The organism is Klebsiella sp. 54, from assembly GCF_018223875.1.
Lineage (GTDB): Bacteria > Pseudomonadota > Gammaproteobacteria > Enterobacterales > Enterobacteriaceae > Klebsiella > Klebsiella quasipneumoniae.
Window position 1 is genome coordinate 320,268 of sequence record NZ_JAGRRA010000003.1, and the last position, 13,918, is coordinate 334,185.

The window sequence follows — 13,918 nt, forward strand, 5'->3', positions numbered from 1 at the left end:
ATGAACAACGCTTTTAAAGCGGCGCTCAAGGCCGGGCGTCCGCAAATCGGCCTGTGGCTTGGGCTGTGCAGTAGCTACAGCGCCGAACTGCTGGCCGGCGCCGGCTTCGACTGGCTGCTGATCGACGGCGAACACGCGCCCAACAATGTACAAACGGTGCTAACCCAGCTTCAGGCCATCGCGCCCTACCCTAGCCAGCCGGTGGTGCGTCCGTCGTGGAACGATCCGGTACAAATTAAACAACTGCTGGATGTCGGCGCGCAAACCCTGCTGGTGCCGATGGTGCAGAACGCCGACGAAGCGCGGCTGGCGGTCAGAGCCACCCGCTACCCGCCCGCCGGCATGCGCGGCGTCGGCAGCGCGCTGGCCCGCGCCTCGCGCTGGAACCGCGTGCCGGATTATCTCCACCAGGCCAACGACGCCATGTGCGTCCTGGTACAGATTGAGACCCGTGAAGCGCTGAAAAATCTGCCGCAGATCCTCGATGTCGACGGGGTGGACGGGGTGTTTATCGGCCCGGCGGACCTCAGCGCCGATATGGGTCACGGCGGCAATCCGCAGCACCCGGAAGTACAGGCCGCCATTGAAGATGCCATCCAGCAAATCCGTCAGGCCGGTAAAGCGCCGGGGATCCTGATGGCCAATGAACAGCTGGCGAAGCGCTATCTCGAACTGGGCGCGCTGTTCGTCGCCGTCGGCGTCGATACCACCCTGCTGGCCCGCGGCGCAGAAGCGCTGGCGGCCCGGTTTACCCACACCGCAACGACCACAACCGATAACAATAAATCCGTCTATTGAACGGATAATGTGGAGCGCAACATGACTACCTCTACCCTGCAACACAATGATAATAAAGCCGTTGAAGTAGAAAACCGGGTGATCAAAAAGCTGTTCCGCCGCCTGATCACCTTCCTGTTCGTTCTCTTTGTTTTCTCATTTTTGGACCGCATTAATATCGGCTTCGCCGGCCTGACGATGGGCAAAGACCTCGGTCTGACCTCCACCATGTTCGGCCTGGCGGCGACGCTGTTCTACGTCACCTACGTACTGTGCGGGATCCCCAGCAATATCATGCTGGCGAAAGTTGGCGCGCGCCGTTGGATCGCCGGGATCATGGTGGTCTGGGGGATCGCCTCGACCTGTACCATGTTCGCCACCAGCCCGCATACGCTGTACATCCTGCGCATGCTGGTCGGCATCGCCGAGGCTGGTTTCCTACCAGGGATCCTCGTCTATCTGACCTGGTGGTTCCCGGCCTACCATCGCGCCCGCGCCAACGCCCTGTTTATGATCGCCATGCCGGTGACCATGATGCTCGGCTCGATACTTTCCGGCTATATTCTGGCGCTCGACGGCCTGTGGAACCTGAAGGGCTGGCAGTGGCTGTTTCTGCTGGAAGGCCTGCCATCGGTGGTGCTTGGCGTCGTCACCTGGTTCTTCCTCAACGACACGCCGGATAAAGCCAACTGGCTGGATAACGAAGAGAAACAGGCGCTGAAGGCGATGATCGATCGCGAACGGGAACATGCGGCGATCGTCCCGGCTTCGCCGCGTTCCACGCTGCGCGAAGTCCTGACGCCAGCGGTGCTGATGTATACCCTGGCCTACTTCTGCCTGACCAATACCCTCAGCGCCATTAATATCTGGACGCCGCAGATCCTGCAGAGCTTCAACACCGGCAGTAGCAACATCATGATTGGCCTGCTGGCGGCGATCCCGCAGTTCTGCACCATTTTCGGCATGATCTGTTGGAGTCGCCGCTCCGACCGGCGCAAAGAGCGCAAGATGCATACCATCCTGCCCTACCTGTTCGCCGCGGCGGGTTGGCTGCTGGCTTCGGCAACGCACCACAGCCTGATCCAGCTGATCGGCATTATTATGGCTTCGGTGGGATCCTTTACCGCGATGGCCATTTTCTGGACCACCCCTGATCGGGTGATCAGCCTGCAGTCGCGCGCGGTGGCGCTGGCGGTGATCAACGCCATCGGCAACGTCGGCTCTGCCGTCAGCCCGCTGTTGATCGGCATTTTGCGTGATACCACCGGCAGCTTTAGCTCCGGGCTGTGGTTTGTCGCCGGGCTGCTGATCGTCGGCGCGCTGGTGCTCACCCGCATTCCAATGAGCCAGCGTGAGGACGCCGCCGCCGCGCCGGGCTTAGCGGCGCAAAAAGGCCACTAAGGAGCGGGTATGTGCCAGCATTCCATCGCCAACATCGACATCAATAAAGATTACGACGAGAGTCTGGGTACCGAAGAGGTGCACTATCAGTCGTTTGCCCGTATGGCGGCCTTTTTTGGCCGCGACATGCAGGCGCATCGCCACGACCGCTATTTTCAGATGCACTTTCTTGATACCGGGCAGATTGAGCTGCAGCTTGATGACCATCGCTACTCGGTGCAGGCGCCGCTGTTTGTGATAACGCCGCCTTCGGTGCCGCACGCCTTTATTACCGAGTCCGATAGCGATGGTCACGTGTTGACGGTGCACGAAGAACTCATCTGGCCGCTGCTGGAGGTGCTTTATCCCGGCACGCGGGAGACCTTCGGCCTGCCGGGGATCTGCCTGTCGCTGGCGGATAAACCCGACGAGCTGGCGGCGCTGGCGCACTACTGGCAGCTGATTCGCCGGGAATCTACCGCCCAGTTGCCGGGGCGCGAGCATACCCTGGCGCTGCTGGCGCAGGCGGTCTTTACCCTGCTATTGCGTAACGCAAAGCTCGACGATCACGCTGCCAGCGGCATGCGCGGCGAGCTGAAGCTATTCCAGCGCTTTAACCAGATGATCGACAGCCACTACCATCAGCACTGGACGGTACCGGATTACGCCAGGGAACTGCACCTGACCGAATCGCGGCTGACCGATATCTGTCGCCGCTTTGCCAACCGTTCGCCGAAGCGGCTGATATTCGACCGCCAGCTACGCGAGGCGAAGCGGCTGCTGCTGTTTTCCGATAGCGCGGTTAATGAGATAGCCTGGCAGCTGGGGTTTAAAGATCCCGCTTATTTTGCGCGCTTTTTTAGCCGCCAGGTCGGCTGCTCGCCCAGCAGCTACCGGGCGCAAAAAGTACCGGTATCGTAAGTCCCCGCTGGCGCTGCGCCTGCCGAACGATGGCCCACAGGTCGGGTCAGCGCCGCGCCAGCCGGCAAAAGCTGCAGAGATCACAAAATTCACTCCCGCCTGAAAAGTACCCGTCGTTGTCGCAAACGTCCCTTCACGACAAGCGCAATAACCGCTTCAATTAAACAACAAAAACAAAACATATATTTAACATTATTTTCCGATAAATACTGAAGAGGCCCCTATGAAACCTGAAGATTTCCGCGCCGACGCGAAACGCCCGTTAACTGGCGAAGAATATTTAAAAAGCCTGCAGGATGGCCGCGAAATTTATATCTACGGCGAGCGCGTGAAGGATGTCACCACCCACCCGGCCTTTCGTAACGCCGCGGCTTCTGTCGCGCAACTGTACGATGCGCTGCACAAACCGGAGATGCAGGATTCCCTGTGCTGGGGCACCGATACCGGCAACGGCGGCTACACCCATAAATTCTTCCGCGTGGCGAAAAGCGCCGACGATCTGCGCCAGCAGCGCGACGCCATCGCCGAGTGGTCACGCCTAAGCTACGGCTGGATGGGCCGCACCCCGGACTATAAAGCCGCCTTCGGCTGCGCGCTGGGCGCCAACCCGGCGTTTTACGGCCAGTTCGAGCAGAACGCCCGCAACTGGTACACCCGCATTCAGGAAACCGGCCTGTACTTTAACCATGCGATCGTCAACCCGCCAATCGACCGCCACAAGCCGGCTGATGAAGTGAAGGATGTCTACATCAAGCTGGAAAAAGAGACCGATGCCGGGATCATCGTCAGCGGCGCGAAAGTAGTCGCCACCAACTCGGCGCTGACCCACTACAACATGATCGGCTTCGGCTCCGCACAGGTGATGGGCGAGAACCCGGACTTCGCGCTGATGTTCGTCGCGCCGATGGATGCCGAAGGGGTGAAGCTTATCTCCCGCGCCTCCTATGAGATGGTCGCCGGCGCGACCGGGTCCCCGTACGACTATCCGCTCTCCAGCCGTTTCGACGAGAACGACGCGATTCTGGTCATGGATAAAGTGCTGATCCCCTGGGAGAACGTGCTGATTTACCGCGACTTTGACCGCTGCCGGCGCTGGACCATGGAGGGCGGTTTCGCCCGCATGTATCCGCTGCAGGCCTGCGTGCGCCTGGCGGTGAAACTGGACTTTATCACCGCCCTGCTGAAGCGTTCTCTGGAATGTACCGGTACCCTCGAATTCCGCGGCGTGCAGGCCGACCTTGGTGAAGTTGTGGCGTGGCGCAACATGTTCTGGGCGTTAAGCGATTCCATGTGCTCGGAAGCGACGCCGTGGGTCAACGGCGCATGGCTGCCGGATCACGCCGCGCTGCAGACCTATCGCGTGATGGCCCCGATGGCCTACGCCAAGATCAAAAACATCATCGAGCGCAACGTCACCAGCGGCCTGATTTATCTGCCGTCCAGCGCCCGCGATCTGAACAACCCGCAGATCGACCAGTATCTGGCGAAGTACGTGCGCGGCTCCAACGGTATGGATCACGTTGAACGTATCAAGATCCTCAAACTGATGTGGGATGCGATCGGCAGCGAATTCGGCGGCCGCCACGAGCTGTATGAAATCAACTACTCCGGTAGCCAGGATGAGATTCGCTTGCAGTGTCTGCGCCAGGCGCAGAGCTCCGGCAATATGGACAAGATGATGGCGATGGTCGACCGCTGCCTGTCCGAGTACGACCAGAACGGCTGGACGGTGCCGCATCTGCACAATAACGCTGATATCAACATGTTGGATAAGCTGCTGAAGTAATTCGCAGCGGGAGGTCATAATGCAATTAGATGAACAACGCCTGCGTTTTCGCGATGCCATGGCCAGCCTGTCGGCGGCGGTGAATGTGGTCACTACCGCAGGCGAAGCCGGCCGCTGCGGGATTACCGCCACGGCGGTGTGCTCGGTGACGGATACGCCGCCATCGGTGATGGTGTGTATCAACGCCAACAGCGCGATGAACCCGGTGTTTCAGGGCAACGGCAAGTTGTGCATCAACGTGCTGAACCACGAACAGGAAATCATGGCCCGTCATTTCGCCGGGATGACCGGGGTGACGATGGAAGAGCGGTTTGCCCTCAGCGGCTGGCAGCACGGCGCGCTCGGGCAGCCGGTGCTGAAGGGCTCGCTGGCCAGTCTCGAAGGCGAGATTAGCCAGGTGCAAACCATCGGTACCCACCTGGTATATCTGGTGGAGATCCGCAATATTACCCTGAGCCCGCAAGGCCACGGCCTGATTTACTTTAAACGCCGTTTCCATCCGGTGATGATGGACATGGAAGTCGCGGTGTAATGGCCTCGCCTGCTCCTCCCCGGTTGGGGAGGAGCGTTAACCAACAGAGTCGCAGGCCACAATCTCCTGTGATCACAATCACATAATCCAGCCCTGTTCACTTCGTAGCCAACCGCTTACCCCCTCCAGTAACCGCTTAACCCCCTATACAACCACTCACCGATTTACCCAACTTTACGCGCGCGTAGTTCTGGCAAGATCGAAGCCAGCCTAGCTAATCAATACCTCCATTAACCCTTACTTAAAACCAGACGGCTTCGGCCAATTATTCATCTAATTAACGCCAGGTTTTACTATGGATACCAAAAAACTACTCAAGCACATACCCTGGGTGATTCTCGGAATCATCGGGGCATTTTGCCTCTCAGTCGTCGCCCTGCGCCGCGGTGAGCACGTCAGTGCCCTGTGGATCGTCGTGGCGTCGGTTTCCGTGTACCTCGTCGCCTACCGGTATTACAGCCTGTATATCGCGCAGAAGGTGATGAAGCTTGACCCGACGCGCTCGACGCCGGCGGTCATTAATAACGATGGCCTGAACTATGTGCCGACCAACCGCTACGTGCTGTTTGGCCACCACTTCGCCGCCATTGCCGGCGCCGGCCCGCTGGTGGGCCCGGTGCTTGCCGCGCAGATGGGCTATCTGCCTGGCACCCTCTGGCTGCTGGCCGGCGTGGTGCTGGCGGGGGCAGTACAGGACTTTATGGTGCTGTTTATCTCCTCGCGGCGTAACGGCGCCTCGCTGGGCGAGATGATCAAGCAGGAGATGGGGCCGGTTCCGGGCTCTATCGCCCTGTTTGGCTGCTTCCTGATTATGATCATCATCCTCGCGGTACTGGCGCTGATCGTAGTGAAAGCGCTGGCGGAGAGCCCGTGGGGCGTCTTTACCGTCTGCTCGACGGTGCCTATCGCCCTGTTCATGGGTATCTACATGCGCTTCCTGCGCCCGGGCCGCGTGGGTGAAGTGTCGGTTATCGGTATCGTGCTGCTGGTGGCCTCCATCTGGTTCGGCGGCATTATTGCTCACGACCCCTACTGGGGCCCGGCGCTGACCTTTAAAGACACCACCATCACCTTTACCCTGATTGGCTACGCGTTTATCTCCGCCCTGCTGCCGGTATGGCTGATTCTGGCGCCGCGTGACTATCTGGCTACTTTCCTGAAAATCGGCGTTATCGTCGGCCTGGCGCTGGGGATCGTTATCCTCAACCCGGACCTGAAAATGCCGGCAGTGACCCAGTACATTGATGGCACCGGCCCGCTGTGGAAAGGTGCCCTGTTCCCGTTCCTGTTTATCACTATCGCCTGCGGCGCGGTCTCCGGCTTCCACGCGCTGATCGCCTCCGGCACCACGCCGAAGCTGCTGGCCAACGAAACCGATGCCCGCTTTATCGGCTATGGCGCGATGCTGATGGAATCTTTCGTGGCCATCATGGCGCTGGTCGCGGCATCGATTATCGAACCGGGTCTCTACTTCGCGATGAACACCCCGCCGGCGGGCCTTGGCATCGTCATGCCGAACCTGCACGAAATGGGCGGTGAAAACGCGGCGATGATCGCCGCTCAGCTGAAAGAAGTGACCGTCCACGCGGCGGCGACCGTCAGCTCCTGGGGCTTCGTGATTTCACCTGAGCAGATCCTGCAGACGGCGAAAGATATCGGCGAACCTTCGGTACTGAACCGCGCCGGCGGCGCGCCGACGCTGGCCGTCGGTATCGCCCACGTGTTCCATAAAATCATCCCGATGGCGGATATGGGCTTCTGGTACCACTTTGGTATCCTGTTTGAAGCGCTGTTTATCCTCACCGCGCTGGATGCCGGTACCCGCGCAGGCCGCTTTATGCTGCAGGATCTGCTGGGTAACTTCGTGCCGTTCCTGAAAAAAACCGACTCGCTGGTCGCCGGGATTATCGGTACCGCCGGCTGCGTCGGGCTGTGGGGCTACCTGCTGTATCAGGGCGTGGTCGACCCGCTGGGCGGCGTGAAGAGCTTGTGGCCGCTGTTCGGTATCTCTAACCAGATGCTGGCCGCCGTGGCGCTGGTGCTTGGCACCGTGGTGCTGGTCAAAATGCAGCGCACCAAATATATTTGGGTCACCGTGATCCCGGCTGCGTGGCTGCTGCTGTGCACCACCTGGGCGCTGGGCCTGAAGCTGTTCAGCACCAACCCGCAGATGGAAGGCTTCTTCTTTATGGCTCAGCAGTATAAAGAGAAGATCGCCGCCGGCGGCGAGCTGACCGCGCAGCAGATTGCCAACATGAATCATATCGTGGTCAACAACTACACCAACGCCGGGCTGAGTATCCTGTTCCTGGTGGTGGTGTACAGCATCATCTTCTACGGCATCAAAACCTGGCTCAACGTGCGCAACAATAAGGTGCGCACCGACAAAGAGACCCCGTACGTGCCGGTACCGGAAGGCGGTGTGAAGACCTCGTCACATCATTAACTCTGATGCCGGATAGCGCTACGTTTATCCGGCCTACAAACAAGCGCATTAACGTAGGCCGGATAAGGCGCGAGTCGCCATCCGGCTTTATTCGTTATCTGGAACTTACAATGTTTGGTAACTTAGGTCAGGCTAAAAAATATCTCGGTCAGGCGGCGAAAATGCTGATTGGCATTCCGGATTACGACAACTACGTCACCCATATGCAAACCAACCATCCGGATCAGCCGTACATGACTTATGAAGAATTCTTCCGCGAACGCCAGCAGGCCCGCTACGGCGGCGACGGCAAAGGCGGCGTACGCTGCTGTTAATGGAGGCAATAATGGCACCGATTGCAGTCACCCTACTCACCGGTTTTCTCGGCGCAGGAAAAACCACCCTCCTGCGCCATATCCTGAATGAGCAGCACGGTTTCAAAATCGCCGTGATTGAAAATGAATTTGGCGAAGTCTCCGTTGACGATCAGCTGATCGGCGACCGCGCCACGCAGATCAAAACCCTGACCAACGGCTGCATCTGCTGTACGCGCTCCAACGAACTGGAAGACGCCCTGCTCGATCTCCTCGACAGCCGCGATCGCGGGGAAATCGAGTTTGACCGGCTGGTGATTGAGTGCACCGGCATGGCCGACCCGGGGCCGATTATCCAAACCTTTTTCTCCCATGAGGTGCTTTGCGAGCGCTATCTGCTGGATGGCGTGATCGCCCTGGTGGATGCGGTCCATGCCGACCAGCAGATGGATCAGTTCACCATCGCCCAGTCGCAGGTGGGCTACGCGGACCGCATTTTGCTGACCAAAACTGATGTAGCCGGCGATACCGAAAAGCTGCGCGAACGCCTGGCGCGCATCAATGCCCGGGCGCCGATTTATACCGTCATTCATGGCGATATCGATCTAAGCCAGCTGTTTAACACCAGCGGCTTTATGCTGGAAGAGAAGGTCGTTAACAGCACACCGCGTTTCCACTTTATGGCCGAGAAGCAAAACGACGTGTCATCAATCGTGGTTGAGATGGATTACCCGGTGGATATCAGCGAGGTATCACGGGTAATGGAAAACCTGCTGCTCTCCTTCGCCGATCAATTGATGCGCTATAAAGGGATGCTGTGGATCGACGGCGAGCCGAATCGGCTACTGTTCCAGGGCGTGCAGCGCCTCTACAGCGCCGACTGGGATCGCCCGTGGGGCGATGAAACGCCGCACAGCACGCTGGTGTTTATCGGCATTCAGTTGCCGGAAGAGGAAATTCGCGCGGCGTTTGCCGGGTTACGACGCTAACCTACCCGCCTACCCGCCTGCGCGCTAAGGCGCAGGCCCCCTTCTCTCACCGCACATCGTCAAAGACAGGAACAAAACGTCGTCATCGCGTCGAAAAATGTAAATCAACGTTTTTATAAGTAACAGTAGAAACACTTTTGGAAATAATAAGAAACTAAATGAATAGGATCCTTAATAATTAATGCCCGCCCTGTTCAGTTTCTGTTTAGCTCACCCATTAAACCTCTGCTAAACAGACCAAATTTCATGATTGACCTCGCCGTAACCCAACGTCTTTACAACATTATCAAAACACACCGCTGACAAAACCAGCATAAAAAATCGACGTAAGTCACATTTGCAGAGGTAAACATCGATTGTTAAGGTGCCCTCAGACAAATTTAATGACGAGGAGCAAACCATGAAAAAGCTTAACATCCTTATTGTTGCTGCCCTGACTGCGGTCTCTGGTTCCGCCATGGCAATGGGGTTTACCGTTGAACAAGGTAAGAATTTTACCAACCTGAATATGGAAATGGGTAAATCCTCTTCCGGCCTGTATGCCGAAAGCCACTGGCTGAAGAATACCGATGACGGTAGCCAGACCGGCGGCGTTGGCGCGGGTTACAATCTGGAAGTGGGCCCGGTGATGCTCAACGCTGGCGCGAAAGCTATCTATCTGGGACCGAAAAAAGGCGATAACGGCGTCGCGTTTCCGGTCGGCGGCGGGGTGAACGTGGCCCTGACCGACAGCATCCACGTATTTGGCGAAGGGTATGTCGCGCCCGACGGCCTGAACAACAGCGTGAAAAACTATGTTGAAGCGAACGGCGGCGTGAGCTGGTCCCCGGTTGGTCCATTGACCCTGAAGGTGGGTTACCGTCACGTGAGCGTTGACGGCAAAGAGGGCCGCCCAAACCACACCCTGATTGACGGCGCCTACGTAGGCGGCGGGGTTACCTTCTGATGAAATCACGTCTCGCCGCGCTCTCTGCGCTGAGCCTGGCGTTGCTGCTGACCGGCTGCACTCAGTATACCTGGGTGAAGCCGGGTTTAAGCGATGCCGAGATGCATAAAAAGCTCACCGAATGTGAAGCGCAGGCCCTGGTCGATCTCCCGCCGGATAACGTGGTGACCGGGTCCAGTTCAGAAAAAACGGACAAAAAGCAAAAGAAACAGGATGTTGAAACAAGTTATACGGTAGAAGACGCGAATGAATATCAGCGGGAGACCTTAGTCGACAGCTGTATGTTCAAAAGCGGCTGGGATAAAGTCGAAGTGCAATAAATCTATTATAAAAAACCTGCCGGATGGCAGGTTTTTTTATGGCCGGCCTAGCGGCGCACCACCACCAGCTTCTGGTTCACGAACTCTTTGATCCCGAGATCGGAGAGCTCCCGGCCATAACCGGAACGCTTCACGCCGCCAAACGGCAGTTCGGGCGCGGTATCGGTCAGCCAGTTGATATAGACCATCCCGGTTTCAATGGCGGATGCCATCCGTTTGGCGCGTTCGATGTCCTGACTGAACACCGCGCCGCCCAGGCCATAGTGAGAATCATTGGCAAGCGCAATCGCCTCCTCATCGTTTTTCACCACGTAGATTTGCGCCACCGGGCCAAAGAACTCTTCGAAGTACGCCGGGTTGTCACGGGTGATACCGGTCAGGATAGTGGGTTCAAAGAAGTTGCCTTCCCGCGCCACCGCTTTGCCGCCCAGATGCAGCGTGGCGCCGTTTTTGACCGCCTCGTCCACCTGCTTGCTCAAGGTTTCCAGCGCATCTTTAGAGGAGAGCGGCCCCAGCGTGGTGCTTTCATCCAGCGGATCGCCTATTTTTACCTGGCGAAACGCCTCGCTAAATTTCGTCAGAAACGACTCAGCGATGCTCTCATGCAGAATAAACCGCTTGGCGGCAGTACACACCTGGCCGGCGTTATTCAGCCGCGCCTGGACGCCGATTTTCACCGCGCGATCGAGGTCGGCATCGTCGAGCACCACAAACACATCGTTGCCGCCGAGTTCCAGGGTCGATTTCTTAATATGCTTCGCCGCCTGCGCCGCCACCACGCTGCCAGCTTTTTCCGACCCGGTCAGCGCCGCGCCCTGCACACGGTCGTCGGCGATAATCTTCGCCACCTGATCCTGAGAGATAAACAGATTGGTCCACGCCCCTTCCGGTGCGCCGGCCTCGCGCACCAGATGGGCAAAGGTCTCCGCGCAGTGCGGCACGATGCTGGCGTGTTTGGCGATAACCGGGTTCCCGGCCGCCAGGTTTGGCGCCAGGACGCGCATCAGCTGGTAATAGGGGAAGTTCCACGGCTCCACCGCCAGTAAGACGCCAATGGGGTGGTGCTCAACCCAGGCTTCACCCAGTTCGGAGGGATACTTCACCGGCGCCAGCATCGATTTGGCGTTATCGGCGTAATAGCGGGCGATTTGCGCGCACAGTTTCACTTCGCCGCGGCTCTGCTTAATGAGTTTCCCCATCTCCTGGCTGGCGATTTTCGCCAGATCTTCCACCCGGCTGTCGATCAGATCCGCCAGCTTATGCAGCACCGCCAGGCGCGGTTCAATATCGCCTTTCGCCCAAGCCGAATGATAGAGCGCATCCGCCTGCCGCAGCGCCGCCTCCACGTCCGCATCGCTGTGCGCCGGGTACGTTTTAATAAGCTGATTGTTCGCAGGATTCACCGTCTGATAGGCCATATCGCATGTCTCCTTGTTATCGCTATAAAGGCAGTCAAAAATGCCGTTAAGGATATTAAGGGTAGTCGAGATGGCTGGCGATGCGGGTAAAGTTAGGTATATCCGGAATATTCCATAACGATGGCTAACCGGGGCGACCGTCAGGCCGCCCCGGCGTTATCAATGCGCCAGCGCGGCGACCTCATCGGCGGTCAGGCCGGTGATTTTCACCACCGTCTCGCGGGCAATGCCGTCGGCCAGCATCCTCTGGGCAATGCGCAGCGCTTCAGCATGCTGTCCCTCCTGCCGGCCTTCCCGTTTGCCTTTTCTGCGGCCCACTTCCTGTATTCGTTCGGCGATGGTCATCAATCTCTCCCTGTGCTGAGGAACCCGTTGTGCCACTTTGTGGATAAACCGGCCAAAGCGGCGCGCGTTGCCAGTGTGCAGCAGATAATTAAACAGCGTTTTTATCTGCCTGTCATTAGCGTCACCGCTAAGTAAAATCGTCGTCAGTTGCTCAACAATCCCCATTAAATCGCGCTGGCGAATATGCTTCTGTATCAGCTCGAGTAATGCCACGCGCCGGTGACGAACGATCTCATCGTCGGGGATCACCGTGATATCCACCAGCGGAAAGGGCGAGGCATAAAGCTCCCACGCCAGCGGTGGATCGGCAAAGCAGTCCAGCCAGTTGAGCGACCACGGGTATGGCGTGGTCGCTCCGTGATAGAACAACATCGGCACCACCAGCGGCAGTCTGGTATGACCGCTATCCAGATGGCGCTGCATCGCGGCGATGGCGTAGCGCATCAGGCGGAAGGCCATCTGCGCATCCGGCGAGCTCTGATGTTCGATAACCACATAAATGTAGCCCTCGCCAGACGCGGTTTTGAGTGACCACAGCACATCGGAGTACCAGGCCCGCAGGCTCTCCTCGATAAAGCTTGCCGACTCCAGCTGTAAGGTATCGAGGTCGCAGCGCTGACACAGCGCAGGCGGTAGATGGATCGCCAGGAAATCACGCGCGATGTCGGCCTGAGTGAGAAACTGTTTAAACACCGCATCATGCGGCGTCGAGGTGGTGCCCTTTGCCATCGGCTCATCCCTGCCTGCTTATCCTGCAGGGACTCTACCTCCCATGAATGTCTCTGGCACCCCGGAAACCGGGATTTTACATTCCGCGACGAAAACATATTTCCCCGGACTGCAAGCGCGACATCCTTTTTCGACGCGGTACGCAAATCCCGGCGGGCGACAGCCTCGGCGCAGCATGCTATAAACGATTTATCCCCTCAGCAAAGGTCGATGCGGTGAACCATACCCGAGATATTCCCCAAACCTTCTGGCGAGACGATCGCCTGCCGTGGCTGGAGCTGCGCAGCACCTGGCGCAGCCGTCAGGCCTATAAGCGCCACAGCCACCCGCAGCTCTCGGTGGGGGCGATTATCGACGGTGAAACGCGCTGCCTGTGCAATGGACAGGAATATCTCCTGCAGCCCGGGGATCTGATCGTGATCCCGCCTCACGCGCCGCATAGCTGTAATCCGCTGCGTGACCGGCCGCGCAGCTATCATATGCTGTACCTGGAGGCGGCATGGTGCCATGCGCAGCGTCCGGATATTCCCCCTACCGTCAGCATGGCTTCGCCGCAGCCGCTGCTACGCGACAGCCCTCTCTTTGCCTGCTTCCAGCAGATTGTCGCCCTGATGAGCCGCGGCTGCATTGAGCGACTGCCAGCCCGGGTGGCGCAGCTCCTGCACGCGCTGCCGCTGTGCGCCGCCGCGCCGCAGGCGCCACATCACGTCAGCGCCCTGCTGTTTCAGCGCCTGGCGACAGATCTGCCGGCGCCGCCATCGCTGGATAAGCTGGCCCACGATAGCGCGCTACGTAAAGAGACCGTTATCCGCGCCGTGAAACAGGATACCGGCCTGACGCCCGCCAGTTTGATCAATATGGCGCGCATCGAATATGCGAAAACGCGCTTACGCGCCGGGGACCCTATCGCCGACGTCGGCTATCAGGCCGGCTTTGCCGATCAGAGCCATTTCCATAAAACCTTCGTCAGCTATACCGCCGCCACGCCGCGGCAGTATGCGCACAGCAGATCAATTTCCGACAATAAGTAATTTTC

Annotated in this window: 13 protein-coding genes; 11 read left to right on the forward strand and 2 right to left on the reverse strand. The window is 58.4% G+C overall.

All coding sequences use genetic code 11. From position 1 onward, the window contains the following. The 10 genes from hpaI (at nt 1) to KHQ24_RS11260 (ending at nt 10,390) form a co-directional block, all read left to right on the forward strand. A complete protein-coding gene (gene hpaI / locus KHQ24_RS11215) occupies nt 1–798 on the forward strand; it encodes a 4-hydroxy-2-oxoheptanedioate aldolase (RefSeq protein WP_004204178.1) in 798 nt (265 codons plus the stop codon). 21 nt (nt 799–819) lie between these two features. Then, nucleotides 820–2,178, forward strand: coding sequence for a 4-hydroxyphenylacetate permease (hpaX, locus tag KHQ24_RS11220; protein ID WP_211777280.1), 1,359 nt, complete (start codon nt 820–822; stop codon nt 2,176–2,178). 9 nt (nt 2,179–2,187) lie between these two features. Beyond that, complete coding sequence (gene hpaA, locus KHQ24_RS11225) at nt 2,188–3,078, forward strand: 4-hydroxyphenylacetate catabolism regulatory protein HpaA (protein ID WP_004204176.1); 891 nt, start codon at nt 2,188–2,190, stop codon at nt 3,076–3,078. Between the two features lie 223 nt (nt 3,079–3,301). Then, the gene (gene hpaB, locus KHQ24_RS11230) at nt 3,302–4,864 is read left to right on the forward strand and encodes a 4-hydroxyphenylacetate 3-monooxygenase, oxygenase component (RefSeq protein WP_211777281.1); all 1,563 of its coding nucleotides are present in this window, start codon (nt 3,302–3,304) and stop codon (nt 4,862–4,864) included. Nucleotides 4,865–4,883: 19 nt separating this feature from the next. Next, entirely contained in the window at nt 4,884–5,396 is a 513-nt protein-coding gene (locus KHQ24_RS11235; protein WP_017899127.1) for a 4-hydroxyphenylacetate 3-monooxygenase reductase subunit, read from the forward strand. A 295-nt stretch (nt 5,397–5,691) separates the two neighbouring features. Continuing rightward, nucleotides 5,692–7,842: a carbon starvation CstA family protein gene (locus KHQ24_RS11240; RefSeq protein ID WP_004204173.1), complete on the forward strand. Its 2,151-nt coding sequence runs from the start codon at nt 5,692–5,694 to the stop codon at nt 7,840–7,842. 110 nt (nt 7,843–7,952) lie between these two features. Further along, a complete protein-coding gene (locus KHQ24_RS11245) occupies nt 7,953–8,156 on the forward strand; it encodes a YbdD/YjiX family protein (protein WP_002887451.1) in 204 nt (67 codons plus the stop codon). A gap of 11 nt (nt 8,157–8,167) precedes the next feature. Next, complete coding sequence (yjiA, locus tag KHQ24_RS11250) at nt 8,168–9,124, forward strand: GTPase (protein ID WP_017899128.1); 957 nt, start codon at nt 8,168–8,170, stop codon at nt 9,122–9,124. A 400-nt stretch (nt 9,125–9,524) separates the two neighbouring features. Next, nucleotides 9,525–10,070: a YfaZ family outer membrane protein gene (locus tag KHQ24_RS11255; RefSeq protein WP_004204167.1), complete on the forward strand. Its 546-nt coding sequence runs from the start codon at nt 9,525–9,527 to the stop codon at nt 10,068–10,070. Next, nucleotides 10,070–10,390: a hypothetical protein gene (locus KHQ24_RS11260; protein WP_004204165.1), complete on the forward strand. Its 321-nt coding sequence runs from the start codon at nt 10,070–10,072 to the stop codon at nt 10,388–10,390. Before KHQ24_RS11255 ends, KHQ24_RS11260 begins: the two co-directional genes overlap by 1 nt. Before the next feature lie 47 nt (nt 10,391–10,437). Here KHQ24_RS11260 and KHQ24_RS11265 read toward each other — a convergent pair whose 3' ends face one another. Together KHQ24_RS11265 and KHQ24_RS11270 are read right to left on the reverse strand one after the other, a co-directional pair. Beyond that, the gene (locus KHQ24_RS11265; protein ID WP_101839052.1) at nt 10,438–11,808 is read right to left on the reverse strand and encodes an NAD-dependent succinate-semialdehyde dehydrogenase; all 1,371 of its coding nucleotides are present in this window, start codon (nt 11,806–11,808) and stop codon (nt 10,438–10,440) included. Between the two features lie 159 nt (nt 11,809–11,967). Next, nucleotides 11,968–12,882 carry an Rpn family recombination-promoting nuclease/putative transposase gene (locus KHQ24_RS11270; protein WP_155026918.1) on the reverse strand — a complete coding sequence of 305 codons (915 nt, stop codon included), beginning with the start codon at nt 12,880–12,882 and terminating at the stop codon, nt 11,968–11,970. Nucleotides 12,883–13,097: 215 nt separating this feature from the next. Between KHQ24_RS11270 and KHQ24_RS11275 the strand changes: the two genes are divergently transcribed. Continuing rightward, on the forward strand, nt 13,098–13,913 hold the full coding sequence (locus tag KHQ24_RS11275) for an AraC family transcriptional regulator (RefSeq protein WP_155026917.1): 816 nt from the start codon (nt 13,098–13,100) through the stop codon (nt 13,911–13,913). The last annotated feature ends 5 nt before the right edge of the window (nt 13,914–13,918 follow it).

What these genes read in the sequence shown, in the direction of transcription:
- hpaI (WP_004204178.1), top strand. Translation starts at nt 1, where the DNA reads ATGAACAACGCTTTTAAAGCGGCGCTCAAGGCCGGGCGTCCGCAAATC.
- hpaX (WP_211777280.1), top strand. Translation starts at nt 820, where the DNA reads ATGACTACCTCTACCCTGCAACACAATGATAATAAAGCCGTTGAAGTA.
- hpaA (WP_004204176.1), top strand. Translation starts at nt 2,188, where the DNA reads ATGTGCCAGCATTCCATCGCCAACATCGACATCAATAAAGATTACGAC.
- hpaB (WP_211777281.1), top strand. Translation starts at nt 3,302, where the DNA reads ATGAAACCTGAAGATTTCCGCGCCGACGCGAAACGCCCGTTAACTGGC.
- KHQ24_RS11235 (WP_017899127.1), top strand. Translation starts at nt 4,884, where the DNA reads ATGCAATTAGATGAACAACGCCTGCGTTTTCGCGATGCCATGGCCAGC.
- KHQ24_RS11240 (WP_004204173.1), top strand. Translation starts at nt 5,692, where the DNA reads ATGGATACCAAAAAACTACTCAAGCACATACCCTGGGTGATTCTCGGA.
- KHQ24_RS11245 (WP_002887451.1), top strand. Translation starts at nt 7,953, where the DNA reads ATGTTTGGTAACTTAGGTCAGGCTAAAAAATATCTCGGTCAGGCGGCG.
- yjiA (WP_017899128.1), top strand. Translation starts at nt 8,168, where the DNA reads ATGGCACCGATTGCAGTCACCCTACTCACCGGTTTTCTCGGCGCAGGA.
- KHQ24_RS11255 (WP_004204167.1), top strand. Translation starts at nt 9,525, where the DNA reads ATGAAAAAGCTTAACATCCTTATTGTTGCTGCCCTGACTGCGGTCTCT.
- KHQ24_RS11260 (WP_004204165.1), top strand. Translation starts at nt 10,070, where the DNA reads ATGAAATCACGTCTCGCCGCGCTCTCTGCGCTGAGCCTGGCGTTGCTG.
- KHQ24_RS11265 (WP_101839052.1), bottom strand. Translation starts at nt 11,808, where the DNA reads ATGGCCTATCAGACGGTGAATCCTGCGAACAATCAGCTTATTAAAACG.
- KHQ24_RS11270 (WP_155026918.1), bottom strand. Translation starts at nt 12,882, where the DNA reads ATGGCAAAGGGCACCACCTCGACGCCGCATGATGCGGTGTTTAAACAG.